Source organism: Sandarakinorhabdus sp. AAP62, from assembly GCF_000331225.1.
Classification (GTDB): domain Bacteria; phylum Pseudomonadota; class Alphaproteobacteria; order Sphingomonadales; family Sphingomonadaceae; genus Sandarakinorhabdus.
In genome coordinates, this window is record NZ_ANFY01000011.1 from 80666 (window position 1) to 107564 (window position 26899).

Consider the following 26899-nt stretch of genomic DNA (forward strand, 5'->3'; position numbering starts at 1 on the left):
CTTTTTGGTTAATATCAAAGTTTCGTTTGCCCGGCAATGGGCTCCGGCCGTTACCCTCCCCAACTTGGCCCTTGCCCGTCACGCCGCAATTGCTAGGGGAAAGGCCCGAGGGAGAGCCGCCCATGCTGAAGCAACTGGAAGAACTGGAACGCCGCCGTGACGCTGCCCGCATGGGTGGTGGGGAAAAGCGCATCGAGGCCCAGCACAAGAAGGGCCGGCTCACGGCGCGGGAACGGCTCGATATCCTGCTCGATCCCGGCAGCTTCGAAGAGCTCGACATGTATGTGGAGCATAACTGCACCGAATTCGGCATGGCGGAGCAGAAGATCCCCGGCGACGGCGTGGTGACGGGCAGCGGCACCATCAATGGCCGGCTGGTCTTCGTCTTCTCCCAGGATTTCACCGTGTTCGGCGGCTCGCTGTCGGAACGCCATGCCCAGAAGATCTGCAAGGTCATGGACACGGCGATGAAGGTTGGCGCGCCGGTGATCGGCCTCAATGATTCGGGCGGCGCGCGCATCCAGGAAGGCGTGGCCAGCCTGGGCGGCTATGCCGAAGTGTTCCAGCGCAACGTGCTGGCATCGGGCGTGGTACCGCAGATTTCCCTCATCATGGGCCCCTGCGCCGGCGGTGCCGTCTATTCGCCGGCCATGACCGACTTCATCTTCATGGTGAAGGATTCGAGCTACATGTTCGTCACCGGCCCCGATGTGGTGAAAACGGTGACCAACGAGGTGGTAACCCAGGAAGAACTGGGCGGCGCCATCACCCACAGCACCAAATCCGGCGTGGCCGATCTGGCGCTGGAGGATGATATCGACGCACTGCTGCGCACCCGGATGTTCTTTGATTTCCTGCCCCTGAACAACCGCGAGGATGCGCCATTCCGGCCGACCAGCGATGATCCGCTGCGGGTGGACCACAGCCTCGACACGCTGATCCCGGCCAGCGCCGCCAAGCCTTACGACATGCACGAGCTGATCCAGAAGGTTGCCGACGATGGCGAATTCTTCGAGCTGCAGCCCGGCCATGCCGGCAACATCATCATCGGCTTTGCCCGCATCGAAGGCCACACGGTGGGCATCGTCGCCAACCAGCCGATGGTGCTGGCCGGCTGCCTCGACATCAATGCGTCAAAGAAGGCGGGGCGTTTCGTGCGCTTCTGCGACGCCTTCAACATTCCGATCGTGACGTTCGTGGATGTGCCCGGCTTCCTGCCAGGCGTGGCGCAGGAATATGGCGGCATCATCAAGCATGGCGCCAAACTGCTGTTTGCCTATGCCGAAGCCACCGTGCCGAAAATCACCGTGATCACCCGCAAGGCCTATGGCGGCGCCTATGACGTGATGGCCTCGAAACATCTGCGCGGCGATCTGAACTTCGCCTGGCCCACCGCCGAAATCGCCGTGATGGGCGCCAAGGGCGCGGTGGAAATCATCTTCCGCCAGGATATCGGCGACAAGGACAAGATCGCGGCGCGCACCGCCGAATATGAAGCGCGCTTCGCCAATCCGTTCGTGGCGGCATCGATGGGCTTCATCGATGAAGTGATCATGCCGCATGCGACGCGGCGGCGAATCGCGACGGGGCTGCGGAAACTGCGCAACAAGACGCTCGAGAACCCGTGGAAAAAGCACGACAATATTCCGCTATAAGGCTGGGTTTTCCCAATTTTTCGTTGTCATGCTGGCGCAGGCCAGCATCCACAGTTGCACTTGGTCCATCCTTGATTGCACGCGGACGCTCCCGGAGGTCGATGCTGGCCTGCGCCAGCATGACGGGATCTTTGGGGTGAGAGCGCGCTTCTGCCCCGCGTGACAATCAACCGGCGCCGCCCTACACCCCAGCCATGCCCGACACCTATCTCGTCTGGAAATTCCTGCACATCACCGGTGTCGTGATGCTGATGGGCAACATCACCGTCACGGCGATCTGGAAATATTTCGCCGATCGTGACGGCCGCGGCCCGGTGCTGCAGTTCGCCCAGAAACTCATCACCTATACTGATTGGTCGATGACCGTGTGGGGCGTGATTCTCACCATGATCGGCGGCTATGGCCTTGCCATCGAAGGACAATTTGATCTTTTCAGCGGGTGGCTGCTGTGGGCGCAGGTCTGTTTCGTGGTCGCCGGACTGATCTGGATGGGGCTGATCGTGCCGATCCAGATCAAGAGCGCACGCATGACCAGCAGTTTTGGTAGCGGCCCGGTGCCCGATACCTACAAGGCTTTGTCAAAGCGATGGATTTTCTGGGGCCTCGTCTCCACCGTGCCGCTGGTGACGGCGCTGTGGCTGATGATCGCCCGACCGATGTGACGGTGAGGTTGCAGAAAAAAGACTCTTAAATGACAGTTCCGTGACATTCTTGTTGCATTGACGTGACAAAGGTCGCATCATCCTCCCATCAAGTGTTTTGGGAGGTACATGATGCGCATCACGATGGTTCTTCTCGCCGCCGCAGCCTTTGCAATGCCGGCCATGGCTATCGAGCCCGGTTATGAACAATGGCAGGTGAAGGTGCAGACCGCCGATCTCGATCTGTCATCAGCCGAAGGTCAACGTGCGCTGGACAAGCGCCTGGCGCAGGCCCTGACTCGCCTGTGCGGCCAGCCAACCACCTTCACCCGCGAAGATCTGGCCGCGCTTGAAGCCTGCCGCGCCGAAGCCATGCAGTCTGCTGCGCCGCAGATCGATGCTGCTCGCACCCTGCGAGCCGTGGCGGTTGCATCCAACCGCTGACGGGTGTTTCCGTCTGAACCCGAAAGGGCCGGTGCTCACGCGCCGGCCCTTTTGCTTTCAGCGGGTCGGCGACAGGCCTTCGAACGCGACGACATCGCCGGCCAGGGCGGCAAGGGCGGCGGCGATGGTGGCAAACAGCAAACGCATGACAGGTTCCAGGTGCTGGGGGTGCCGGCGCTGCTGTGGGGGAGGCAGCAGCGCCGGCGGGGGCGTGAGTGACGGTGACAGCCTGTGGGGGCAGAGGCTGCGCGGGGGAATGAGACCGTCTGTCACGCCTGCCTGCATGTGCTGATGCACCGCACCCGCCACAAAGGCCAACAAGGCTTGTTGGTCAGGCTCATCGCCAAAATCGATATGTTGCATGACAGCCGTGCAACGTTATTGAGCAGTCAGACGCGCAGCCGGGAGCCCCACGCCTTGTTCACGAAGATCCTGATCGCCAATCGTGGTGAAATCGCCTGCCGCGTGATCCGCTCGGCCCGGGCCATGGGCATCAAGACGGTTGCGGTCTATTCCGATGCCGATGCCCAGGCCCTGCATGTGCGCGAAGCCGATGAGGCCGTGCACATCGGTCCGGCACCGGCCGCTGAATCCTATCTGATCGCCGACAGGATCATCGCCGCCTGCAAGGCGACGGGGGCTGAGGCCGTGCACCCCGGCTATGGCTTTCTTTCGGAACGCGCCAGCTTTGTCGAAGCGTTGAGCACGGCCGGCATCGCCTTCATCGGCCCGCCGGCCGGCGCCATCGCCGCCATGGGCGACAAGATCGAATCCAAGCGTCGCGCCAAGGCGGCGGGCGTGAGCGTCGTGCCGGGTTTCGTGGGCGAAATCACCGGCACCGATCACGCCGTCGAGATCGCCGGCGGCATCGGTTATCCGGTGATGATGAAGGCATCGGCCGGCGGCGGCGGCAAGGGCATGCGCCTGGCGTGGAGCGAAGCCGATGTGCGCGAAGGCTTTGACAGCGTGCGCCGCGAGGCACTGGCCAGCTTTGGCGATGATCGCGTGTTCATCGAAAAGTTCGTCGAACAGCCGCGCCATATCGAAATCCAGCTGATCGGCGACCAACAGGGCAATATCGTCTATCTCAACGAGCGCGACTGCTCGATCCAGCGCCGCCACCAGAAGGTGGTCGAAGAAGCCCCTTCCCCGTTCGTCACGCCGGAAATGCGCAAGGCGATGGGCGAACAGGCCGTGGCGCTGGCTCGCAACGTCGGCTATTTCAGCGCCGGCACCGTCGAGTTCATCGCCGGCGCCGATCGCAGCTTCTACTTCCTCGAAATGAACACCCGCCTGCAGGTGGAACATCCGGTCACCGAGTGCATCACCGGGCTCGATCTTGTCGAACTGATGATCCGCGTGGCCGCCGGCGAGGCGCTGCCCTTCAGCCAGGCCGACGTGCAGCTGAACGGCCACGCCATCGAAACCCGCGTCTATGCCGAAGACCCGTATCGCGGTTTCCTGCCCTCCATCGGCCGCCTGTCGCGCTGCCAGCCGCCGGAAGCCGGTGTGGACGCGCAAGGCCGCCTGATCCGCATCGATACCGGCGTGGTGGAAGGTGCGGAAATCAGCATGTTCTACGATCCGATGATCGCCAAGTTGATCACCTGGGCGCCCACCCGCGCCGAAGCCATTGCCGCACAGGCGGATGCGCTTGATTCCTATCTGATCAAGGGCATCAACCATAATATCGATTTCCTCGCCGCCATCATGCAGCATGATCGCTTCAAGGCCGGCAGCAATGTCACCACCGGCTTCATTGCCGAGGAATATCCCGACGGTTTCCACGGCGCGCCGGTCGCGCCCGAAACCCGCGATGCGCTGGTCGCGGCCGCTGCCATCATCCATGCCGAAACCGTGGCGCGCGAACAACTGATCGACGGGCAATTGGCGGGCGATGGCGCCATCTATGGCATCAACTGGGTGGTCGATCTGGATGGCGAACAGGTGCCGGTGGAAGTCACCGGCGAAGCGGGCAGCCACGAAGTGCTGGTGGATGGCCGCGATCTGGTCGTGCAATCCGGCTGGCGCGTGGGCGACAGCCTGTTCACCGGCAACATCAACGGCACACCCGTCGCCATCAGCGTGGCGAAAAAGGGCAGTTTCACGTGGCTCACCACGCGGGGGGCGGCGCACAAGGCCCGCGTTCTTACCCCGCGCGCGGCTGATCTGGCCCGCCACATGATTGCCAAGGTGCCGCCGGACATGAGCAAATATCTGCTCTGCCCGATGCCAGGCCTGATCGTGTCCATCGCGGTGGCCGAAGGCGACAAGGTGGAAGCCGGCCAGCAGCTCGCCACCGTGGAAGCCATGAAGATGGAAAATATCCTGCGCGCCGAAAAGGCTGGCGTGGTGGCGAAACTGCTGGCCAAGGCCGGCGATTCCCTGGCGGTGGACGCGGTGATCATGGAATTCGAAGGCTAGGGCACCGCCAGCGGCCGTGCGGCGAAACCGCAACCCTTGCCACGGGCGAGCCCGTCGCATGGCCCGTCACACAGCAGCGCTCGCATCATCACGACATTGCAGACGCGGCCAACAATTGCCGAGAAAGTCCTTCGTTAACCTTTATCACTTATGAACCCGTTCCGGATCTTTTGCATTCGGATTGGGTCGAACGTGATTTCCAAGGGTCGTCTTGCTTGTCTTTCGGCAGGTCTCATTGCCGTTGCGCCCGCCGCGGCGTCGGCCACGGTCATCCTGTCGTCTGGCCCCGCCTCCCCCCTGCCAACCGAAGTGAGCGCCCGCGCCCGCTGGGGAGGCACCGGGTTCGAAGCGGTGATGCTGGAAGCCGGCACCCAGGTGGCAGGCACCAGCCTCAATCCGGTCGGCACGCCGGCGTGGCAACTGGGCCAGCCGCACGCGTTTCGCCTGTTCTGGGATTGGACGGTTGGCACGCTGACCTGGCAGATCGATTTCAACCGCGACAACAGCTTTGGCACCGGTGAAACCGCCAGTTTCGCGCGGGTGGCGCGGATCGGCACCAGCTTTTCCTATATCCTGCTCACCGCCAACAGCCGCACTTCGGGTGTCAACAGCAATGCGATCGACATCAGCAATCTGCGCATCAATGGCACCAACCTGGGCAGCTTCACGGCAGACAGCCTGAGCCCGTCCATCGGCCAGTTCTTCGAGCCGGATCCACTGGGCCCGCGCTTCCGATCGATCGAGATCCTGGGCGACCTGGTGTTCCGCAACACCGGCGGCAACGGCGCGTTCCAGAGCGAACGGCCGCGCATGCAGATCGATTTCCTCGGCATCGAACCGGTGCCGGAACCGGCCAGCTGGGTGATGCTGCTGACCGGATTTGGCGCCGTGGGTGCCGCCCTGCGCCGCAGCCGGAAGGCGGCGGCCGTCTGATTCAGCCCTGGCGCAACTGGTCCAGCCCGGCGCGATAGCGGCGGCTGCCGGGCAGGCTTTGACCACTCGCCAGCGTCACCGAAAAATCGCCGCTGCCTTCGCTGGCCACGCTGACGATCGCGCCACCGCGAACCAGATGGGCGCGGTGAATGCGCAGGAAGCCGTGCGGCGCCAATTCATCCGCCAGTGACGCCAGTGTCACCCGATGCAGCACGGCTCCGTGGACAGTGGCCAGCTCGACATAATTGCCGGCACTGCTGGCATGGCTGATCTCGTCCGGCGCCAGAAACAGCGTGCGGCTGCCATCCTTCACCGCCAGCCGGAAATCATCGCGCAGCGGCGCAGCCAGTGGCGCTGGCTGGGCGAGCAGGCGATCGAGCGCCCAGCCCAGCGCTGCCAACACCAGCAGCCACAGCACATCCTTGGGCCATTCGAACAGAAATTGCCGCACCAGTTCGGGCCAGCGATAGTGGTCGCCCGCCAGCCAATAGGCCAGACTGCGGCTGATCAACAGCCAGCCCACGTGCAGCAGCGCCACCGGTGCCGACAGGCCGATCAACGCCGCCAGCGCCATCGGCCAGCGCCAAACGGCAAGCCGCCGCACCAGCCACCACCAGGGCAGCAGCAGCGCCACAAAGAAACTGGCGCTGGTCAATTCCAGGGCAAAGGCTTGCCAGGCCGGCAGATCGGGCAGCAAGGCGCGCGCCGAATTGCCATCCAGCACTGCCTTGGCCAGAATCACCGCGATCACGACCGCGGTGGCCAGCCACCGCATGCCGCCTGTCCCTGATTGGTCGCCGCCTGTCCCCACCTGACTGCCGTTCATCCCGCCACTGGTGCCCGCCGGCACTTCACCGCTGATTTGCCGGTAACACAAGGCGATTGTCCGGCGCATGACAAACCCATCCGCCCGCCGTTACGATCTCGATTGGCTGCGCATCGCCGCCTTCGCGCTGCTCATCCTCTATCACGCCGGCATGGCCTTTGTGCCGTGGGGCTGGCACATCAAGCTGGCCCGGCTCGACTGGCTGGAACCGGTGATGCTGTTCACCAACGCCTGGCGGTTGCTGCTGCTGTTCCTCATCTCTGGCATCGCCTCTGCCGCGATGCTGGGAAAGGGCAGCGGCGGCTTTCTCGCCAGCCGCAGCAAGCGCCTGCTGCTGCCGCTGCTGCTGGGCGTGGTGCTGATCGTGCCGCCGCAGCCGTGGGTGGAGGTGCAGGTGAACGGCGTGTGGAGCGGCAGCTTCCTCACCTTCTGGCAAAGCGAATATTTCGACTTTTCCAGCCGCCTTGGCCTGATCCTGCCGACGTGGAACCATCTGTGGTTCGTCGTCTATCTGTGGGCCTACACGGTCCTGCTGGCGCTGCTGCCGGCGGCGGTGCGGTCGAGGCTGGCGCGGGGCGCCTCCCACCTTCTGGCCGGCAACCGCCTGTTGTGGCTGCCGATATTGGCCATTGCCGCCATCCGCATCAGCCTCGCCGATCGCTTCCCGGAATCCCATGATCTGGTCAGCGACTGGTGCATGCACTGGGTCTATGGCGGCAGCTTCTTCATCGGCGTGGCGATGGGCACGGCCGGGCCGCTGTGGGCCGGCATCGCACGGCTGTGGCGGGCAGGCCTGGTGCTGGGTGTGATCGGCTGGGCCGTCGTCGCCTGGATCAACGGCCAGCCCGGCGATCCCGACGGGGCGTTGCTTGCCCTCAGCCGCGCGGCGCGGGCCGTGCAGGCCTGGGGCATGATCGTCGGCCTGCTGGGCGTGGCACAGCGCTGGCTGGCCTTTGATCACCCATGGCGTCAACCGCTGGCCGAAGCCGTGTTCCCGGCCTATCTGATCCACCAGACCATCATCGTGCTGGCCGCCTGGTGGCTGCTGCCACTGGGACTGCCGCTGGCGATGCAGGCCGGATTGCTGCTGAGCACCACCATCATCGGCACGGCCGCCTTCTGCCTGATCACGGCGCGTATCGGCTGGCTGCGGCCATGGGCGGGCTATGGCGCCCTCAAGCCAGCAGCGGGGCCAGCGCGCCTTCGTGCCTGAGCAGCCAGGCCTTGCGCTCCACGCCACCCGCGTATCCCGTCAGCGCGCCGCCCGATCCGATCACCCGGTGACAGGGCACGACAATGCCGATGGGGTTGGCGCCATTGGCCAGGCCGACCGCGCGACTGGCCGAGGGCTGGCCGATGGCCGCGGCAAGCTGACCATAGCTGCGGGTCTCACCCGCCGGGATGCGGCGCAGCGCGGCCCACACCTTGCGCTGGAAATCGCTGCCGATGCCGGCGACGGGCAGCGCATCAAGTGCCGCCACATTGCCGGCGAAATAGGCCGCCAGGGCCTTCACCAATGCCGGCGGGGCTGGCCCTTCGACAAGCTCGCCCCTGGGATGATGCCGGGCGAACAGCCGATGCATCCGGTCGGCATAATCGTGGAAGTCGAGCGCGTGCAGCGCGCCATCGGGCACGGTGATGGCGAGGAGATCACCTAGCGGACTGGTGATGCGAGAGAGGAGATGGCTCATAGCCATTTCCTACCCGGCTTCACGATGGGATGCTGGCGGAAATCCGCCATCATGTCCGGCAGCTGAGCCCACCCTGATTATTGACCCCGCATTCAGCCCGCTGTTCGCCCACGGCAAAGCGCACCAGCAGCGCGCCGGCCTGGGCCAGCCGCACCGCATCGGCCACCGACTTGACCGGCTGGCCGCCAACACTTTCGATCAGCGCACCAGGACGCAGGAAACGCGCGGCCGGGGCATTGCCATCGATGGCGACCACCACCACGCCCTGTTCGGGCAGGCCGGCGCCCAATTCCTGGGCATAGGCCGGCGACAGATTGGCCAGCGTCACGCCGGTGAGGATGGAGCGGGCCGCGATGCGCGTCAGGCTGCGCGGCGGGTTTTCCGGCGGGGCGGCCAGGATCACCGGCACCTGCCGCTGCGCGCCGTCGCGCCAGATCTGGACATTCAGCGTGGTGCCAACGCCTTCGGTGGCAAGGCTGTAGCGCAGCTGGCCACCGTTCGCGACTTCCTTGCCGTCCACGCTGCGCAGCACGTCGCCCACCCTGATGCCGGCACGCGCGCCCGGGCTGCCGGGCACCACCGCTGTCACCAGCAGGCCGCCGGGGCGATCGAGGCCGAGCTGCTTTGCCGTGTCGGCCGTGAGGGCTTCACCTTCCACGCCGATCCAGCCGGAAACCAGCTTGCCCTTGTCGGCCGCGTTCAGGAACACGCGCACCATCTTGGATGGAATGGCAAAGCCGATGCCGTTGGAACCGCCGCCGCGGCTGAAGATGGCGGTGGGCACACCAATCAGCCGGCCTTGCGCATCCAGCAGCGCGCCGCCGCTGTTGCCGGGGTTGATGGCCGCGTCGGTCTGGATGAAGAACTGCCAATCGGAAACGCCGATGCCGGTGCGGGCCACAGCCGAGACAATGCCGGTCGTCACTGTCTGGCCAACGCCAAAGGGATTGCCGATGGCCACGGTGACATCGCCAACCTCGACCCGGTCGGAATCAGCCATGCGGATGACGGGCAGCACGGCACCTTCGGTTTCAACCTTCAACAGCGCCAGATCAAGCCGCGGATCGGCAAACAATATCTTCGCCTTGAACTCGCGCCGATCGGCCAGCGCGACCAGGATCTGATCGGCGCCTTCCACCACATGATTGTTGGTGATGATCAGGCCATCAGCGCCGACGATCACGCCCGATCCCAGCGATTGCGACACGCGCGGTTGCACGGGCGCGCCGCCAAAGAAGCGCTGGATGAATTCCTCGTTCAGACTGCGCGGGCGGCGATCGACCGTGGCGGTGTAGATGTTGACGACGGCCGGCGCCGCGGTCTTGACCACCGGCGAGAAGCTCAGCGCCACCTGGCCAGCGGCGGGCACGGCGCGGGGCACTTCGCTTGTATCCATCGGCGGGATTTGTGCCGCGACATGACCGGTGTCGGACAGGCGGGCGACGCCCACCGCCAGCCCGACCCCGGCCAGCAAGCCGATCGTTGCGCCAACCGCGATTTTCGTGCCCTGCACCATGCGTGTGAAGATCCTGTTCATTTCACCGAGATTGCTGCGTGAAGTTTAAGCAGCCATGAATATGGGGAGCGATTTGGCTTTGCGAAGGGGGAATCCATGAAACTCTGGCACTGCCGCGATGCACGCAGCTTCCGGGCGCTGTGGGCACTGGAAGAACTGGGCCTGCCCTATGAGCTGGTGCTGCTGCCCTTCCCGCCGCGCTGGCTGGAACCGAGCTTCCTCGAAATCAACCCGCTCGGCACCATCCCGTTCTTCACCGACGGTGACGTGAAGATGACGGAAAGCGCCGCCATCTGCCAATATCTGGCCGACACTTATGGAGGAGACGGGGCAGGTGCCCTGCGCGTGATGCCGGGCGATCCGCGGTACGGCGATTATCTCAATTTCCTGCACCAGTCGGATGCGACACTCACCTTTCCGCAGACTTTGGTGCTGCGCTACACGCTGCTGGAAAAGCCGGAGAATCGGAACCCGAAGGTGGCGAACGACTATCGCCGCTGGTTCATCGCCCGCACCATCTGGGCCGAACGCGCGCTGGCCGATGGCCGGCCATGGCTGTGCGGCGATGAATTCACCGTGGCCGATATCGCGGTTGCCTATGCGCTGCTGCTGGCCGGCAATCTGGGGCATCTGGGTGAAGTGGGGCCGCATTTGCTGTCCTACTGGGAGCGCTGCCAGTCCCGCGAAGGCTTCCAGCGCGCCAAGGCGGCGCAACGGAGCTAATCAGACTAGCGCAACATCCACTACGAAAATTGACAAACGATAGCTTCCTGCCTTATATTTTTATGATGACTAGATTAATTCACTTTCCTTTCCGCAGTGTTATTGCGCTTTCTTTGTTTTTTGCGCCTGTTGCAGCTAATGCAGCAAAAATAATCTCTGATCGAACAAATTCAGGAAAAGCCTTCATTATAATCAGCGGCCCAATAGAACGTGATGATGCTCGGAAATTCGCTCTAGAGTTGATCAAAACAAATGCGGAAATGGTCGTTCTTGATAGTACTGGCGGCTCTACCGTTGAAGCAATTGAAATTGGAAAATCAATTCGCTTAAAGAGTGTTTCTACATTTGTATTTAATGGCCGCGTCTGCGCCTCGGCTTGCGGTCTCATTTGGTTGGCAGGTTCAAATAAGTTTCTTGAAAAGGGAGCGCGAGTTGGTTTTCATGCTACCTATACCAACAATCAAGGAGAAAGAATTACATCAGGACTTGGTAATGCGTTAGTAGGACGCTATCTCACGCTCCTCAATCTTCCCGAGAAAGCGATTGCTTTTGCTACAATGGCTGACCCGAATGGCATTATCTGGCTCACTCCGGAAAACTATAAGACTTCTGGAATAGATGTTGAACTTTTTGGCGAAAAAAACATTGACAATAAAATTCAAACAACACCTGTTCCTACAATCACTACCATGTCTATGCAGCCACAGAATAGCGCTACCGAGGTATCTCTGTGGAAGAAAATCGCAGGCTGGACTGTAATCCGGGATCTCACATTATCTGGAAATTGCGCGATATATACCGATTTTGAAAGAGGAACTGCGCTAAGAATTGGCTTTAGAAAATCTGATTTTAGATCCAGTTACATTTTGATTGGAAACTTAAAATGGGAGTCATTAGAAGAGAATAAAAATTATGACCTCATTGTTGAGTTCGATTCTCTTGGAGCGTGGAATCTCCCAACTACTGGTCAAAAATTGAATGATGTAGTTTTTCTACGAGCAGATTTTGCTGATACGAAATTTTGGGATGAATTTCTAGAAGCAAAATCAATGACCGTTAACTTCAAAGGACAACCTGTTGCTTCCTTAAGTCTGTCAGGAACCACGGAAGCGGTGAGAGAAATGCTACTTTGCCAAAAGTCAAAACCTATCAATCGGGATGATCCATTTGCAAAGAAATGAACATCGATATTAATTTATTTGACTTATCTGCATTATGTCGGATAGAAGTAAATTGCGATAAAGGTGCGGGAAGAGTTGCCCGCCCCGGCTTTCCTCCCACTTCAGCGCCGGGCCCAGCGCATCGGCGTCCAGCGTCAGCGCAACCACGCCCGCTTCACCGGCAAACCATTTGGCCAGTGTGCCGGGCGCCTGTTCGGGGGTGGAGATGTGGATATAGCCGTCACGCAGATCGTCAGCCGAACCGGCGAACACGCGCGTCGCCTGGAACTGCGCCCATTCCGCCGCCCGCAGCAGCTTGACGATCGGCGTCATTTCGCTTCACGCACCGGCACCCTGAGCGTGCACAGATCTGCTGCGCCGGCCGGGCGCGGGAAGAAACCGATGCGGTTGGCGCGGGCGTGCGAGACCGCGGCAAAGCTGGGCGAGGCCGTGTCCATCATCTGCCATTTCGGGAAGCCGGGGATCTGGCTGGCAAGGCGCACGCGGGTGATCTTCGTGCGCTGCGCGTCGTCCTTGTAGAAGCCAAGCTCCTCGGTGCCGCGCGGCAGCGCGGCGTGCGGCTCGATGCCGGCCAGCACGCGGCCAACATTGGCGATATTGCGATCGAGATGGCGCGGGCCATGGCCGATGACGGTGTAGAGCTCGGCACCATCGCCGGTATCGGGCGGATTGTCCCGGCCCACGCCCACCGTGCCATAGCAGTGCGCCAGCCAGGCGGTGCCGGTGCTGGTGTCGCGCGCGGCCTGCCAGCCCGACACCCAGCCGGCTTCGGCATAGGTGTCCTTGTAGGGCGACGGGGTGAAGGCAAGGCCAGCCAGCGGCCGCTCATATTCGGCCGGAAGCGGCGTGGGCTTGGGCTTGGATGGATCAGGCCGCGCCGTCCATTGCACGACATAATTATCCTGCACCCGCACGATGCGGCCATCGTCGAACTCGCCACGACGCACCAGCTGCTTAATGGCGGCCACGTGTGCGGGCGCAAAGGCCGGCGCCAGCTGGATGACCATGCGCCCGGCGGCCGTCTCCATCACCATGATGTCGTCGGGGTCGATCGTCAGCCAATGCGTCTGCGGCGCTTCGGCGATGATCTTGTCGGCGGCGTTGTACACGGGCGGTTCGGCCGGCGGCGGCGCTTGTGCCAGCAGCAGCGGTGCAGCGAGGAGCAACAGCTTCTTCATCAGAGTTCATCCGCCTGGAAATCGAGGGCAAGTCCGTTGATGCAGTGGCGCAAGCCCGTCGGCGGCGGCCCGTCGGGAAACACATGGCCCAGATGCCCGCCGCAGCCAGCGCAATGGACTTCGGTGCGCAGCATGCCGTGGCTGCTATCCGTTCTGGTGCCCACCGCGCCTTCCACGGCATCGTAAAAGCTCGGCCAGCCGGAACCGGAATTATACTTGGTGCTGCTGTGATAGAGCAGCGCTCCGCAGCCGGCGCAATGATAGTCGCCAGCGCGTTTCTCGTCGTTCAGCGGCGAGGTGAACGGCCGTTCGGTGGCATGTTCGAACAGCACGGCGCGGGCTTCGGGGCTGAGGCAGCTCATCATGGTCTCCATCTCGACAGAGCATCGATTGCACCTTGCAGGATATAGCTCGCCGCCAGCCTGTCCACCCGCTCCGAACGCCGGGCGCGCGACAAATCCTCGGCGATCATGGCGCGCTCCACCGCTGCGGTGGACCAGCGTTCATCCCAGAGCAGCAGCGGCAGGCCGAGCACGGCGACATTGCGCGCGAACGCCCGCACCGATTGGGTGCGCGAACTGTCGGTGCCGTCCATGTTGAGCGGCAGCCCGATCACCAGCCCCACCAGCCGTTCCTTGCCCACCCAGGACTTCAGTTCCGCCAGATCGGCGGCGAATTTGGTGCGGGCGATGGTGTGGGCCGGGCTGGCAAAACTCCAGCTGGCGTCGCAGGTGGCAAGCCCGATCGTCTTGGTGCCCACGTCCAGCCCGCCCAGCCGGCCGGCATCGGGCAGCGCCGCCGCATAGTCCGGCGCGGTGGTCGCGATCAGCGTTCCGCTTTCCATGCCACCACCCGCGCCGCCACATCCTGTCGCACCGCTTCCCAGAACAGCGGATAATCAAACACATGGAAATTGTTGCCAGGCAGCACGAAGGCTGGATAGCCCGAAGGTGTCTCGCCGATCAGCAGCAGGCCGCGTGCGTCGCAGCGCGCCGGCACGCCGGGCGTCACCAGCTTGCCGGCGGTGAGCGTGGCCGATGGCACCAGGCTGCCCGGATTGGCGCTGGCCGGCGCCGCATCGCCGATGCTGCCGGTAAGCGGATTGCTGCACAGCATGGCGGTGCCGTTGCGCGGCGTGCCAGCAAGGCCGGTGCCGCGATAATAGACATCCAGGATCGCCGATGCATCGGCTGGCTCGGCAAAGCTCTGCCAGCTCAGGAGGCAACGCGCCTGCGCCCGCTGCTCGCAGGCGCGCAGACCCAGCGCCGGCAGATCAGCATCGATCGACACCGGCCAGCCCACGGCATAGGCCGCCACGATGCGGGCCGCGAGCGGCGTGCCGGCCACCTCTTCCTTCAGCAGGCGCAGCAAGTGCAGCGCACCCTGGCTGTGACCGGCCAATATGATGGGGCTGCCCGCTGGCTGCGCCTGCAGGAAGCGGGCAAAGGCCGCCTTCACATCGGCATAGGCCAGATCCTGCGCCGCCTGTGCCGAAGCGCGGGTTTCGGGCGTGTTGGCGAGGAAACTGCCCAGCACGGCCTGGCGGTAATGCGGCGCCCACAAGGGCCCGGCCGCCGCCAGCGCACTGGCCTCGGTGCGCAGGAAGCCGGCCAGCCGCAGCGCCTTGGTGGGTTCACTGGATCGGCCATTCCACTGGCCATTTTCAAAGGCGGCGGTAGGGGACACGAAGAACACCGGCACGTCGCCCCTGGCCAGCGCCGCCGCCCCTTCCGGCACGAACGACGTGGGATCATCGGCCTGGCCGGGCCGCGCCGCCCAGCTGGCGGCCTCGCCATAATCATAGGCGGCACCAGCGTCGGCCGCGGCAAATTCCCCGCGTGGTACCAATGCCGCACTAATCAGGCGATTGCCGGCCAGCCGGTATGTCAGGCCAGCCACGATGACGATGATGATGGCAATCGCCACCAGCCACAGGAACAGGCGCGGCAATCGCGCCGGTCGCTCGACCCGTGCCGGCCGTGCCGCCGGTGTCGCAGTGGGGTCAGCCGGATTGTCGTCTCCAGGGTGATCAGTCAAACGTCATGGCCTTCTGCAATGTGTCGGCCGGATGCCTAGCAGCGCTAGGGATACACGGGGAAGAAAAACACGATATTGTCCGTCGAAGTACTTGAGTTTTTTGTAATGAGCGGCATAAAGTCACAGCCATGAGCAGCATCCTTTGCGTTGAAGACGACGCCACCATGGCCGAACACATCGCGCAGGGTCTGCGCGAAGCCGGCTATCATGTTGATATTGCCGGCACCGGAACCTTGGGTCTCGAGCTGGCGATGGACGGCCATTATGCCGCCATCGTGCTCGATCGCATGCTGCCCGGGCTTGATGGCCTCACGCTGCTGTCCCGTCTGCGCGAGGCCGGCAACCGCACGCCGGTGCTGGTGCTCTCCGCCTTGGCCAGCCTCGATGAACGGGTGAAGGGCCTGCGCGCCGGTTCCGACGATTATCTCACCAAGCCGTTCGAACTGCCGGAACTGCTCGCCCGCCTGGAAGCCGTGCAGCGCCGGGCCGCACCGTCGGGGGAAATCACCCGGCTGGTGGAAGGCGAGCTGGAACTTGATCTGCTCGCCCGCCGTGTCACCTGGGGCGGCAAGCGCATCGATCTGCAACCGCGCGAATTCCGCCTGCTGGAATATCTGGTCCGCCACCGCGGCCAGGTCGTCACCCGCTCCATGCTGCTGGAAGGCGTGTGGGATTATCATTTCGATCCGGGCACCAACGTCATCGACGTGCATGTCAGCCGCCTGCGCAAGAAACTGGATGAAGGCGGCGCCGGCAATATCGTGCAGACTGTTCGCGGCACCGGCTATCGTGTCGGCGGCGAGCCGGTTTCGGCCTGAGAACGGGCTGTCTGCCGTGCCCCGCGCGGGGCCATCAATGATGCTGCCCCCGCAACTGCATCGGCTGCTGGACCGCCTGATGCCGCGCACCACCACGTCGCGGATCAGCCTTGTGCTGTTTCTCGTGCTGTTTTCCGGATCAGCGCTGATGCTGGTCCTGCTGGAACGCGCCACCCAGAATCTGCTCGACCGCGACGCCCAGACCCGGATCGATGCCATCGCCGATGCCTCGCTGCTGGCGTGGCGCAAACAGGGCCTGGAAGCCGCCGTGACCATCCTCGATGGCGAATTGCAGGTGCCGGGGCCGCTGGTCATCCATCTTGCCACCAGCGATGGCACATTGCTGCTCGGCAATCTGGCGCGCTGGCCGGATGATGTGCCGATCGATGGCCGTTATTACCGCGTTACCGCCATGGAAACCGAACAGGGCGATCCCAGCCCCTATATGGTCACCGGCCGGCCGATGCCGCAGGGCTATCGCCTGCTGGTGGGCCGCAGCCTGGAAGCCGAAGTCCGCCTGCTGATGACGCTCACCACCATTCTCACTGCCGCGCTGCCGCTGGCGGCGCTGCTGGCGTGGCTGACCAGCCGGATGATCGCCCGCATCATCACCGATCGCGCCCACGGCATTGCCGATGTGGTGAGCGAGGTGACCGGCGGCAATCTGCACGCCCGGGTCGATCTGCCGCCCGGGCCACCGGCCGATGCCTTTGATTCGATGGGCGCGGCCTTCAACGTCATGCTGGCGCGGGTGGAATCGGTGCTCGACGAACTGCGCGCCGTCACCGATGGACTGGCGCACGATCTGCGCTCACCGCTCACCCGGCTGAAGGCCCGCATCGACAAATTGGGTCTGGGCACCGTTGTGGACGCTGCCGATCTGTCCGCCGTCTCGGCCGAAGCGGAATCGCTGCTCGCCATGCTCGACAACAGCCTGGAGATCAGCCGCGCCGAAGCCGGCATCGGCCGCGACCGCTTTGAAGAGGTCGATCTGTCGCGGATGATCGCCGATCTGGCCGACATGTACGAACCGCTGGCCGAAGATGCCGGCGTCGCACTGAAACTGCAGCCCGGCCTGTCGCGGGTGACGGCGCGCGCCCATCGTCAGTTGCTGGGCCGGGCGCTGGCCAACCTGATCGACAATGCCCTGCGCTATGGCGCTGCAGGCAAGGTGATCGAACTGGGCGTGGAGGCAAGCGACAGCGGCGCCCGGCTGCTGGTGGCCGATCATGGCCCCGGCATCCCCGCCAGCCAGCGCCACGATGCCATCAAGCGCTTTGGCCGGCTGGACGCGGCGCGCGGGCGGCAAGGCCAACGCCTGCAGGGTGCCGGCCTTGGCCTGTCTCTGGCCGCCGCCGTCGCCCGCCTGCACGGCGGCAGCATCAGCCTTGCCGACAACAATCCCGGCCTGCTGGTGGCGATCGATCTGCCCGTCGTACCGGCAGCGGAATAGGCCTCAGCCCGCGATCACCAGCCCGTGCCGCTTCTTGCCGGCGCTCACCTTCTGGCCCGGATTGACCAGCGCCGCATCGCTGCCCGCCGCTTCGCCATCGATGCGGGCGCCACCCTGCGCCACCAGCTTGCGCGCCTCGTTCTTCGAGGCGGCAAAGCCCAGACCGATCAGCGCATCCACGATGGTAACGGGCGCACTCACCGCAAACTGCGGCAACTCCTCGCCCGCGCCGCCACCGGCAAAGGTGGAGCGCGCCGTTTCGGCAGCAGCCTCGGCGGCCTCGCGCCCCCGGCACAGTGCAGTCGCTTCGGTGGCCAGCACTTCCTTGGCCAGGTTGATCTCGGCGCCTTCCAGCGCCTCCAGGCGGGCGATCTCGTCCAGCGGCAGATCGGTGAACAGTCGCAAGAACTTGCCCACATCGGCATCATGCGTGTTGCGCCAGAACTGCCAGTAGTCGAAATGCGGCAGCTGATCCTCGTGCAGCCACACCGCGCCCTTGGCCGTCTTGCCCATCTTGGCGCCATCCGCCCGCGTGATCAGCGGCGTCGTCAGGCCAAAGGCCTCCTTGGCGTCCACCCGGCGGATGAGATCGGTGCCGTTGACGATATTGCCCCACTGGTCCGAACCGCCCATCTGCAGCGTGCAGCCAAAGCGGCGATTGAGCTCCAGATAATCATACGCCTGGAAAATCATGTAGTTGAACTCGATGAAGCTCAGCGGCTGCTCCCGCTCCAGCCGCAACCGCACACTGTCAAACGTCAACATCCGGTTGATCGAGAAATGCCGGCCATAATCGCGCAGGAACGGCACCAGCTGCAGCCGCGACAGCCAATCATCATTGTTGACCATCACCGCATCAGTCGGCCCATCGCCAAAGCGCAAAAACCGCTCGAAAATCCGCTTGATGCTGGCCAGATTGGCATTGATCTGCGCATCATCCAGCAACTGCCGCGCCTCATCCTTGCCCGACGGATCGCCAATCTTGGTCGTGCCCCCGCCCATCAGCACGATCGGCCGATGCCCCGATTGCTGCAAATGCCGCAGCATCATGATCGAAACCAGATTGCCGATGTGCAAACTGGGCGCCGTGCAATCAAAGCCGACATAGGCGGTGATCGCGCCCTTCCCCGCCGCGCCGTCCAGCGCCGCCGCATCGGTGATCTGATGAATGTAGCCGCGCGTTTCGAGACGGCGGAGGAAATCGCTGCTGTAGGTCATGGCGGGGACGGCTTTACGGTGTGACGCGGCGCTTGTCATGCCCCGAGCGCAGCAAACGCAGCGCCGGCCCGCTTGAAACCTCACCCTTCCGTGCGGACTTGATCCGGGGCAAGGCTTCCCCCATCCTCGACCGTGCGGACAGGAAGGCCTCCCTGCTTGGGCGAGCAGCACGCTGGACTGTCTTCAAGACGCATGCGGTGCAGGCCTGTTGCGGGCGCTGGCCGCCGTCACGGCGGGGGATGGAAGAAGATGAAGGCGCCAATATTGCTGGTCGCGGCCATGGCGGCGCTGACCTTGCCCACCGTGGGTGGCGGGGCGGCGGCTCAAGCACCGGTGATGGCAGAAGCCGGGCCGCCGCAGGGCAGCGGCAGCTATCAGGATCTGCTGCGCATCTGGGCGGAATTCCGCACCTGGCGCAGCGGCTTTGCTGCCCGCACGCCCGATTGGTCTGCAACCGGCATATCAGCGGAACGCAGCCGCATGGCGACCTTCCTCAGCCAGGTTGACGACATGAACGTGGCCGGCATGGACCGCGGCCAGCGCGCCGAATTCCTGGCCGCACGCGCCAAGATGCTGGAACATCATTTCCTGCTTGATGTGGCCCAACCCTGGCAGCGCGATCCCGGTTTCTATGTCGATCGCATGCTGGATATCGGATTCGCCGAATTGCCGGCCACGGGTGACGCCCTGGCGCGGCTGAAGACGCGGCTGGCCGATGTGCCGCGCCTGACAGCCACCGCCAAGGCCAATCTGGAGAACGTGCCGGGAGATTATGCCGATCTGGCCCTGCACAATCTTGATACGGCTGATGGTGTGGGCCATGGCCATCCCTATCGGCCGGTGCCGCCGCCGGGCGTGCTGGGCTGGCTGGACGATCTGGCGGCGCGCGCACAGAAACATCAGCCCGAATTGCTGCCCGAAATCCGCAAGGCCCGGGCCGCGGCCGTGGAGTTTCAGGCCTGGCTCAAGGCTGGCCGTCCCGCAATGACCGCCAAGGCAGGCGTGGGCAAGGCCCGTTTCGATTGGTACCTGAAAAACGTCAAGCTGCTGCCCTACACCTCGGATCAGTTGATGGTACTGGGGGCCCGGGAAACGCAACGCCTGTGGGCGGCGCACGCACTGGAAGAACATCGCAACCGCAATCAGACGCCGCTGACGCTGCCCACCACGCCCGAGGATTATGCGGCCCGCAAGGCGCGTTCGCTGGAACTGATCCGCGCCTGGGTGGCGCGCGAGGAGATCATCACCGTTCCCGACGACATCGGCGATCTTTACATCAACGTGCCGTGGATCGTGCGGCCCGACGGCCCGAATTTCTGGGAACAGGTGCAATATCGCGACCCGACGCCCGATCTGCTGCACGCCACACTGCCCGGCCATGCCTTTGACGGGCAGATGGCCCGGCGCGACAAACGGCCCATTCGCGGCAATATCGGGGATGGCGTGCGCGCCGAAGGCTGGGGCGTCTATCTGGAAGAAGCCGCGCAGCGCCTGGGCTTCCTCGAAGACCGGCCGCGCGTGCGCGAACTCATCGATATCTTCGGCATCTTCCGGGCCGTGCGCGTGGCCGGCGATATCGAACTGCAGCTCAACCGGAAATCCGTGCCACAAGTGGTGGCCGAATGGCAGAAATGGACACCCTGGCTGGACCGGAACGTGGCCCGGGTCGACGCCGAAATCTACCTGCGCCGCCCGCCCGGCTATGGCCTGGGCTACACGGTCGGCATGATCGAAATGCAGAAATTGCTGGCCGATCGCCGCCACCAACTGGGCGACAAGTTCGTGCTGAAGCAGTTCCACGATGACGTCATGGCCGCAGGACGCATGCCCCTTTCCGTGATCCGCTACGACCTGACCGGCCTCGACGACGAAGTTCGCCACTTCTGGCGCCGCGACCCACTGCCGGCCCAGTGAAATTGCGGGAAAGGCCCGGCCGCAACGGGTTGGCTGCGCAGCATTGAACGACCGATCAGGCGGAGAACAGGACGGGCCGCTGGCGGCCAGGGTCGCAGACCCTGGCCCCGTTCGTTTTCAGGTGGCCCGCTGCCGTTTCGGCCGTTAGCCGTTGGCCCCAAGGCTGCCGCTGAGATCGTTGCGCTGCCGCAAGGTGCAGCACATTGGCCATTGGTGGATCAGTCGAACCGTCCAGCCAAAGTTCGCGCCGTGGTTTCAGCCCAAAAAGACCGGTGCGGGAAGTCTTGAGCCGACCACCAGAATCCATGCGCAAAAAAGTCATCCCGCCTGGCCTGAACGTGGCCAAATGTCGATGGCACATAATCGTTGGAGAAGTTTGACGACAGGCAGGTGATGCAGTGGATCAGGCCATTGCGATCAGTTCGGTAAATGATGTCTGCCCTTGCACGATGCCAATACGGGCCCAACACGTCCAACAGTCCGCTCATGAGCTTTTTGTGGGCTGGTTGGCTCATGTGGATGCACGTCTCTCGGATATTCATTACATGTCAGGCTGCCCGGTCGCGATCAGGATAGCAATTTCTGCTTCGAACGCCAAAATAGCGGGACCCGGGATCAAGTCCGGGGTGACGGATTGTCAGGGCAATCCAAACAAACGGGTCCAGGGCTTCACCGCCGTAAGACCTCGCGGCGGTTGCCGAGGCGGATCACCGTGATCGGCATCACGCCGTCTTGCCTGTCGGAGATGATGCGCCAATCGCCGATGCGATATGGGCCGAAATCGCCCAGTAACTTGCCGCGCACTCCATCGCCAGCGCTGCCCGGCTCGGTGGTTGCTGGCCTGCGCCAGCATGACGGGGCCTTGGGAACAGGGCCGCCCAAAGACCAAATGGTCGCTGGGCCGGCCCAGCGACGATCAATCGTCGCTAGCGGTGCCGAACAGGCAGAGGGCCAGCAGCAGGGTCGCCACCACGCCGGAGCCGCCGGCGATGGGCGACGGGAAAAAGCCGTCCAGGCCGAACATCATCACCAGCGTATTGGCCACAAAGGCGACGGCGCCGACCAGCACTGTCGCGCCGCCGAGGGCTTTGCTGCCTGCGTTCAGGCGGGCCATGCCGAACACCACCGCAGCCAGGCCGAGCAGCATCTTGGCGCAATTATAGATGAAGAAGGAAAAGGCGACGACGGCGCTGGCGACACCGGCAAATTCCGCGTTGGCCTTGGCCATGGCGCCAAAGGGCGCAAACAGGGTCAGGCCCACGGCAACCTGAACGACATTGAGCAAGGCAGCGCAGACGAGGGCAGAAAATCCCAGGCGATGGCGTTTGGCCATGGCCAGGGCCGAGCCGGCCAAGGCCGCCAGCACCACGAACAGCAGGCCCTCCATGCCCCACAGCAGCTTGCGATCAATATCGGGCGCCTGCAGGTACAGGGCGGTATAGATCGACTGGGTGACAGCGGCCAGCATCAGCAAGCTGGCGACAATCTTGACCGTGCGGCCTTGGGTGAGCTCCACCAGAGGTTCCTTTGCAGCAGCGGGCCCGGCAGCAGCCGGTTCCGGAGCAGCAATGATGGGCCGGTTTTGCGAAGCGATACAACCGAACAGTGGCGTGGCATGAAATCAATAGGCGCTGGCTATCATCAATCCGCGTCGATGATCGTCAGCCATTCCCACCGCTGCTGGTAGCTGGCGGCCTTGGCGCGATACTGTTCGGGCTTTGGGTTGAAGCGGTTCATGCCCAGCCGGCCGGCGTACAGATCGTCGAGACCATAGGGGGCAAAAACCGCGCGGCTTTGCACATCGATGCCGACGCAGGTGGAACTGACCAGGAACAGTTTGATGCCATCGGGTGCCGAGTGGAGCTGCGGATAGGCGCCGCCAAAGCGTTCCCCGTACCAGAGGTGGACGCGGGCCTGGTTCTTCACTTCGACGGTGATCGGCAGATCGGCAGTGGCCGCGGCGACGCGCTGGATCACACGGTCTTCGGCTTCCCACGACAGATCAGACGCGTCGAAATAGAAGACGTCATAATCGCTGATCCCCCAGGCTGGATCGCGGCCGGAGCGCTGGTTCCAGACGGTCTGGAACAGGCAGCCGGCGGTGAGGTGGCAATCCGGCAAGGCCAGCGCTGCCAGCCGGTCGAGCAATTGCGCGTTGAACGGATTGGTTTGGGTGGCATCGCGGAACGCATCTTCGGTCATCGGTCTGCACTCCGCAGGCACTGCCGCCTTGCGCATGATGGCGGGAGCCTGTGCCGCCGCACTGCCCAATCCGATCGACACAGACAAGCGATCTCGGGCCAAAGCTGCTCTTGCATCGCAAGCCCATATCCCCCATCCGGCGCGTCAATGACCATTTTCTACCTCCTGCTGGCTCTCGGCCTGGCCGTTGGCCTCAACCACCCGGCGCGGTTGTGGCGGATGGGGGCGCAGTTGTGTGCAGCGGCGGCGTTGTTCATGATGGTCTGGTCGATCTGGCTGGCCAATGGCGATGGCACGTTCGCTGCCCGAGCCAGTGATGATCTGCGGCCGTTGCTGCTGAATGCCATGGCGGTGATTGCGCTGTTCGTGATCCTGCTGCTGCTGGCGCTTTTGCCGGTGCAGTGGCGACGGACGGTGGACAGCGTGCCAGACTGGAACCGCCGCCAGAGCTGGGGCCAGATTGCGCGCATATTGCACTGGACCAGCGCCGTGCTGATGCTGGTGGCGCTGCCGATGGGCCTGTTTGTGGGCGTGCTGTCGCCCTCGCCAGAACGCGCCGGTTTCCTCGACGTGCATATCGGCATTGGGGTGGCGCTGTTCTTCCTGCTGCTGCTGCGCTGGTTGGCGCAGGGGGCATCGCCTGGCCCGGCCAGCCCCAATGGCGCGGCGCGGCTGAACAAGCTGGCGCTGTATCTGGCGCTGGCCACGCTGCCGGTGTCGGGCGTGGCGCTGGCGGGCGCGACCGGCGTTGCGGTGCTGGGCCTGCAACCAGCGGTGCCGCTGCTGCCGGCGCGGGCCCTGCATATCGGACTTTCGCTGTTGTTTGCCACGGCGTTTGTCGCCCATGCCGGTGCCGTGCTGTGGCATCATTTCGCGCTGCGCGATCGCCAGCTGATTCGCCGCATGTTGCGCTGAGGACTGGAACAAAGCGCGCACAACGGCCATAGTCGGCACATGGCCATCCAGATTCGCACCAGCCTTGCCGAAACGGAACTGACGGAGTTTACCCCGCACCGCCCGGCCCGGCCGGAGAAGAGCGAGGGCGGCCGCCCCTTTGTGCTGAGCACCGAATATACGCCCGCCGGGGACCAGCCCGCCGCCATCGCCGAACTGGTGGGCCAGGCCAATGAGGGTGAGCGCGATCAGGTGCTGCTGGGTGTGACCGGTTCGGGCAAGACCTTCACCATGGCCAAGGTGATCGAGGCGGTGCAGCGCCCGGCGCTGATCCTGGCGCCCAACAAGATCCTCGCCGCGCAATTATACGGCGAATTCAAGAGCTTCTTCCCCGACAATGCGGTGGAATATTTCGTATCCTATTACGACTATTACCAGCCCGAGGCCTATGTGCCGCGTTCCGACACCTATATCGAGAAGGAGTCGAGCGTGAACGAGGCCATCGACCGGATGCGACACTCCGCCACCCGCGCGCTGCTCGAGCGGGACGACGTGATCATCGTCGCGTCGGTGTCGTGCCTCTATGGCATCGGCTCGGTGGAAACCTATTCGGCGATGACCTTCGCGCTGAAGAAGGGTGGCTCGGCCGATCTGAGGGAGGTGGTGAGGAAGCTCGTCGCCATGCAGTACAAGCGCGGCGATCTTTCCTTCACACGCGGCAATTTCCGAGTGCGCGGTGACAGCCTGGAAATCTTCCCCTCCCACTATGAAGACAGTGCCTGGCGCATCAGCTTCTTTGGCGACGAGATCGAGCAGATTTCCGAATTCGATCCGCTCACCGGGGAGACGGTGGCCAGGCTGGATCAGATCAAGATCTACGCCAACAGCCACTATGTCACGCCCGGCCCGACCATGAAGCAGGCCGCCGACGCCATCCGCCACGAACTGAGCGAGCGGCTGAAGGAGTTGAACGCCGAAGGCAAGTTGCTGGAAGCCCAGCGGCTGGAGCAGCGAACAAACTTTGATCTGGAGATGATCGCCGCCACCGGGGCGTGCGCGGGCATCGAGAATTACAGCCGCTTCCTCACCGGCCGCCTGCCTGGCGAACCGCCGCCCACATTGTTCGAATATCTGCCGGAAAACGCCCTGCTGTTCATCGATGAAAGCCATGTGACGGTGCCGCAGATCGGCGCCATGGCCAAGGGCGACCACCGCCGCAAGGTGACGCTGGCCGAATATGGCTTCCGCCTGCCGAGCTGCATCGACAACCGGCCCTTGCGCTTTGCCGAGTGGGAGGCGATGCGGCCGCAGACGGTGTTCGTCTCCGCCACGCCCGGCCCGTGGGAGATGGAGCGCACCGGCGGCGTGTTCACCGAACAGGTGATCAGGCCCACCGGGCTGATCGACCCGCCAGTGGAGATCAAGCCGGTGGAGGACCAGGTGGAAGACCTGATCCAGGAGGCGAAAAAGGTCGCCGCCGCCGGCTATCGCACGCTGGTGACGACGCTGACCAAGCGCATGGCCGAGGACCTGACCGAGTTCCTGCACGAGGCGGGCCTGCGCGTGCGCTACATGCACTCGGACGTCGAAACGCTGGAGCGCATCGAGCTGATCCGCGATCTGCGCCTGGGTGTTTATGACGTGCTCGTTGGCATCAACCTGTTGCGCGAGGGCCTCGACATTCCCGAATGCGGGCTGGTGGCGATCCTGGATGCCGACAAGGAAGGCTTCCTGCGCTCCGAAACGTCGCTGGTGCAGACCATCGGGCGGGCGGCACGCAACATCGAGGGCCGGGTGATCCTTTATGCCGATCGCATCACCGGCAGCATGGAACGCGCCATGGCCGAGACCGACCGGCGACGGGCGAAGCAGGAAGCCTATAACCTGGAGCACGGCATCACGCCGACGACCATCAAGCGCAACATTGGCGACGTGCTGGCCGATGTGTCGATGAAGGATGGGCTGGTGGTCGATACCGGCGATGACGAGACCCAGCATCTCGTTGGCCACAATCTGAAGGCCTATATCGCCGACCTTGAGGAGCAGATGAAGAAGGCCGCGTCCGATCTGGAATTCGAGACGGCGGCGGCCATCCGCGACCAGATCCGGCGGCTGGAAATGGACGAACTCGGCGTGCCGGTGGATGCGCGAACGGCGCCGGTGAAAGGCCGTGCGACGGGCGGCGCGGCGGGGACACGGACGACGCGCTTTTCCAAGATGCAGAAGAAGGGCTTTTCCGGAAAGCGGCGCGGGGCGGGGCGATGAATCCTGCTTTCCCGTCACTCCGGCCTTCGGCGGAGTGACGGTTGGCGCCTGACCAAGTGAATAGCTTCAGGCGCTGACCCGCACCGCCCCCCGCCGGCGTTGCATTGCCCCCACCAGGCCAAAGCCAACGATCAGCATAGCCCAGCTTGCCGGTTCCGGCACACCACCGACCCCGCCACCGGGCACCGCTGGGCCAGTCCAGCTCAGGTTGCGCACCGCGATGAAGCCGTTGGAAAACACCACGCTCTTGATCACCGGGTTGGCAAAGGTGAAGCCATAATAGCCCGGCTGCATGACGTTGGAATTGCCGTTGTTGGCCAGAAACCAGTAATAGTGGAAATCACTGGTGGTTGGGAATTCCGGGTGCGTGAGCCGGTTGCCGTTCACATCAAAGGCCTGGATGATCACCGAAGCAGCATTGGTGCCGCCAAGCGCCCAGTTCACTTCCGCCAGAAACCCCGACACGGGATTGTCGAACGTCAGCGTCATGTTGGCATAGCCGCCGGTGTTGGGATTGAAACCGGTGTTCAGCCCCAGGATCGGCGCGCCACCGGGTGCCCAATTGCCGTTGCTGCCAAAATCGGCGCCGCCGGTCCAGCCATAGCGCGACGCCGCGAAATCCGATGTCCAGGTGATGGGACCCAGGGACTGCGGGCCCGCGCCGACGAAATTTGCCGCCGGTAGCGTGATGTTGTTGGCGCCGGCCAGACTGCCAGCCCCGGAAATCAGCGCGGCACTGGCCGCAGACGACAACAATGCAGCCGTGGCTGCAATCGGCAAAGAAAAACGCATAATGATTCCCCCGACATCACAAGCCCCAAAAGCTTGTGGCCTACAGGATGCCATTATCTCCGACTTAATTTCAAATTAATTTTTTTGTTCATTT

Annotated in this window: 26 protein-coding genes and 1 pseudogene; 13 read left to right on the top strand and 14 right to left on the bottom strand. The window is 63.7% G+C overall.

Features of this window, described 5'->3' with window-relative positions; translation table 11 throughout:
- Window positions 1–122 precede the first annotated feature (122 nt).
- The 5 genes from D619_RS0111975 to D619_RS0112005 all read left to right on the top strand — a co-directional run bounded on the left by D619_RS0111975 (window position 123) and on the right by D619_RS0112005 (window position 6097).
- Window positions 123–1655, top strand: coding sequence for an acyl-CoA carboxylase subunit beta (locus D619_RS0111975; protein ID WP_017668839.1), 1533 nt, complete (start codon window positions 123–125; stop codon window positions 1653–1655).
- Between the two features lie 194 nt (window positions 1656–1849).
- Window positions 1850–2317 (top strand): DUF2269 family protein, encoded by a 468-nt coding sequence (locus D619_RS0111985; RefSeq protein WP_017668841.1) that lies wholly within the window; start codon window positions 1850–1852, stop codon window positions 2315–2317.
- Window positions 2318–2440: 123 nt separating this feature from the next.
- Entirely contained in the window at window positions 2441–2740 is a 300-nt protein-coding gene (locus tag D619_RS17380) for a UrcA family protein (protein ID WP_279379375.1), read from the top strand.
- Window positions 2741–3157: 417 nt separating this feature from the next.
- Window positions 3158–5164, top strand: a complete 2007-nt coding sequence (locus tag D619_RS0112000) for an acetyl/propionyl/methylcrotonyl-CoA carboxylase subunit alpha (RefSeq protein WP_017668844.1) — start codon at window positions 3158–3160, stop codon at window positions 5162–5164.
- 309 nt (window positions 5165–5473) lie between these two features.
- The gene (locus tag D619_RS0112005; protein WP_017668845.1) at window positions 5474–6097 is read left to right on the top strand and encodes a PEPxxWA-CTERM sorting domain-containing protein; all 624 of its coding nucleotides are present in this window, start codon (window positions 5474–5476) and stop codon (window positions 6095–6097) included.
- A 1-nt stretch (window position 6098) separates the two neighbouring features.
- Here the strand turns inward: D619_RS0112005 and D619_RS0112010 are convergent, their stop codons facing one another.
- Window positions 6099–6872 (bottom strand): LytTR family DNA-binding domain-containing protein, encoded by a 774-nt coding sequence (locus tag D619_RS0112010; RefSeq protein ID WP_017668846.1) that lies wholly within the window; start codon window positions 6870–6872, stop codon window positions 6099–6101.
- A gap of 118 nt (window positions 6873–6990) precedes the next feature.
- Between D619_RS0112010 and D619_RS16500 the strand changes: the two genes are divergently transcribed.
- Window positions 6991–8136, top strand: coding sequence for an acyltransferase family protein (locus D619_RS16500; protein ID WP_017668847.1), 1146 nt, complete (start codon window positions 6991–6993; stop codon window positions 8134–8136).
- On the opposite strand, the gene D619_RS18435 is transcribed toward D619_RS16500, so the two are convergent.
- Window positions 8099–8614 (bottom strand): methylated-DNA--[protein]-cysteine S-methyltransferase, encoded by a 516-nt coding sequence (locus D619_RS18435; protein ID WP_020480478.1) that lies wholly within the window; start codon window positions 8612–8614, stop codon window positions 8099–8101. The two genes, D619_RS16500 and D619_RS18435, sit on opposite strands and share 38 nt — an antisense overlap.
- Window positions 8615–8663: 49 nt before the next feature.
- A complete protein-coding gene (locus D619_RS0112025) occupies window positions 8664–10151 on the bottom strand; it encodes a Do family serine endopeptidase (protein ID WP_017668849.1) in 1488 nt (495 codons plus the stop codon).
- 75 nt (window positions 10152–10226) lie between these two features.
- On the opposite strand from D619_RS0112025, the gene D619_RS0112030 reads away from it, so the two are divergent.
- Window positions 10227–10853, top strand: coding sequence for a glutathione S-transferase family protein (locus D619_RS0112030; protein WP_017668850.1), 627 nt, complete (start codon window positions 10227–10229; stop codon window positions 10851–10853).
- Between the two features lie 62 nt (window positions 10854–10915).
- The gene (locus tag D619_RS17925; protein ID WP_193743308.1) at window positions 10916–12034 is read left to right on the top strand and encodes a hypothetical protein; all 1119 of its coding nucleotides are present in this window, start codon (window positions 10916–10918) and stop codon (window positions 12032–12034) included.
- A gap of 9 nt (window positions 12035–12043) precedes the next feature.
- Here the strand turns inward: D619_RS17925 and D619_RS16505 are convergent, their stop codons facing one another.
- The 5 genes and pseudogenes from D619_RS16505 to D619_RS0112055 all read right to left on the bottom strand — a co-directional run bounded on the left by D619_RS16505 (window position 12044) and on the right by D619_RS0112055 (window position 15249).
- Window positions 12044–12346 carry a DUF952 domain-containing protein gene (locus D619_RS16505; RefSeq protein WP_017668851.1) on the bottom strand — a complete coding sequence of 101 codons (303 nt, stop codon included), beginning with the start codon at window positions 12344–12346 and terminating at the stop codon, window positions 12044–12046.
- Window positions 12343–13212 (bottom strand): peptidylprolyl isomerase, encoded by an 870-nt coding sequence (locus tag D619_RS0112040; protein WP_017668852.1) that lies wholly within the window; start codon window positions 13210–13212, stop codon window positions 12343–12345. The genes D619_RS16505 and D619_RS0112040 overlap by 4 nt, the downstream gene beginning before the upstream one ends.
- A pseudogene (gene msrB, locus D619_RS0112045) lies at window positions 13212–13565 on the bottom strand (peptide-methionine (R)-S-oxide reductase MsrB); the annotation flags it as partial. The gene D619_RS0112040 and the pseudogene msrB, both read right to left, overlap by 1 nt.
- Window positions 13566–13573: 8 nt before the next feature.
- Window positions 13574–14041, bottom strand: coding sequence for a Holliday junction resolvase RuvX (gene ruvX, locus D619_RS0112050; RefSeq protein WP_026091001.1), 468 nt, complete (start codon window positions 14039–14041; stop codon window positions 13574–13576).
- Window positions 14038–15249 (bottom strand): DUF3089 domain-containing protein, encoded by a 1212-nt coding sequence (locus tag D619_RS0112055; RefSeq protein ID WP_347574770.1) that lies wholly within the window; start codon window positions 15247–15249, stop codon window positions 14038–14040. The genes ruvX and D619_RS0112055 overlap by 4 nt, the downstream gene beginning before the upstream one ends.
- A gap of 128 nt (window positions 15250–15377) precedes the next feature.
- Between D619_RS0112055 and D619_RS0112060 the strand changes: the two genes are divergently transcribed.
- Both D619_RS0112060 and D619_RS0112065 read left to right on the top strand, forming a co-directional pair.
- Window positions 15378–16067, top strand: coding sequence for a response regulator transcription factor (locus tag D619_RS0112060; RefSeq protein WP_017668856.1), 690 nt, complete (start codon window positions 15378–15380; stop codon window positions 16065–16067).
- A gap of 37 nt (window positions 16068–16104) precedes the next feature.
- A complete protein-coding gene (locus D619_RS0112065) occupies window positions 16105–17520 on the top strand; it encodes an ATP-binding protein (protein ID WP_017668857.1) in 1416 nt (471 codons plus the stop codon).
- Window positions 17521–17523: 3 nt separating this feature from the next.
- On the opposite strand, the gene tyrS is transcribed toward D619_RS0112065, so the two are convergent.
- Window positions 17524–18738, bottom strand: a complete 1215-nt coding sequence (gene tyrS, locus D619_RS0112070) for a tyrosine--tRNA ligase (RefSeq protein WP_017668858.1) — start codon at window positions 18736–18738, stop codon at window positions 17524–17526.
- Window positions 18739–18987: 249 nt separating this feature from the next.
- Here tyrS and D619_RS0112075 point away from each other — a divergent pair, with 249 nt between their 5' ends.
- Window positions 18988–20652, top strand: a complete 1665-nt coding sequence (locus D619_RS0112075; protein WP_017668859.1) for a DUF885 family protein — start codon at window positions 18988–18990, stop codon at window positions 20650–20652.
- A gap of 218 nt (window positions 20653–20870) precedes the next feature.
- Here the strand turns inward: D619_RS0112075 and D619_RS18130 are convergent, their stop codons facing one another.
- The 4 genes from D619_RS18130 to D619_RS0112090 form a co-directional block, all read right to left on the bottom strand.
- Window positions 20871–21167 (bottom strand): hypothetical protein, encoded by a 297-nt coding sequence (locus D619_RS18130; RefSeq protein WP_193743309.1) that lies wholly within the window; start codon window positions 21165–21167, stop codon window positions 20871–20873.
- Between the two features lie 154 nt (window positions 21168–21321).
- Entirely contained in the window at window positions 21322–21456 is a 135-nt protein-coding gene (locus tag D619_RS0112080; protein WP_017668860.1) for a hypothetical protein, read from the bottom strand.
- 112 nt (window positions 21457–21568) lie between these two features.
- Window positions 21569–22168, bottom strand: coding sequence for a hypothetical protein (locus D619_RS0112085; protein WP_017668861.1), 600 nt, complete (start codon window positions 22166–22168; stop codon window positions 21569–21571).
- Window positions 22169–22293: 125 nt separating this feature from the next.
- Window positions 22294–22854 (bottom strand): nucleotidyltransferase family protein, encoded by a 561-nt coding sequence (locus tag D619_RS0112090; protein ID WP_017668862.1) that lies wholly within the window; start codon window positions 22852–22854, stop codon window positions 22294–22296.
- A gap of 147 nt (window positions 22855–23001) precedes the next feature.
- Here D619_RS0112090 and D619_RS0112095 point away from each other — a divergent pair, with 147 nt between their 5' ends.
- On the top strand, window positions 23002–23769 hold the full coding sequence (locus D619_RS0112095) for a cytochrome b/b6 domain-containing protein (protein WP_017668863.1): 768 nt from the start codon (window positions 23002–23004) through the stop codon (window positions 23767–23769).
- A 39-nt stretch (window positions 23770–23808) separates the two neighbouring features.
- Window positions 23809–26013 (top strand): excinuclease ABC subunit UvrB, encoded by a 2205-nt coding sequence (uvrB, locus tag D619_RS0112100; protein WP_017668864.1) that lies wholly within the window; start codon window positions 23809–23811, stop codon window positions 26011–26013.
- 66 nt (window positions 26014–26079) lie between these two features.
- On the opposite strand, the gene D619_RS18360 is transcribed toward uvrB, so the two are convergent.
- Window positions 26080–26805: a PEPxxWA-CTERM sorting domain-containing protein gene (locus tag D619_RS18360; protein ID WP_017668865.1), complete on the bottom strand. Its 726-nt coding sequence runs from the start codon at window positions 26803–26805 to the stop codon at window positions 26080–26082.
- Window positions 26806–26899: the final 94 nt, after the last annotated feature.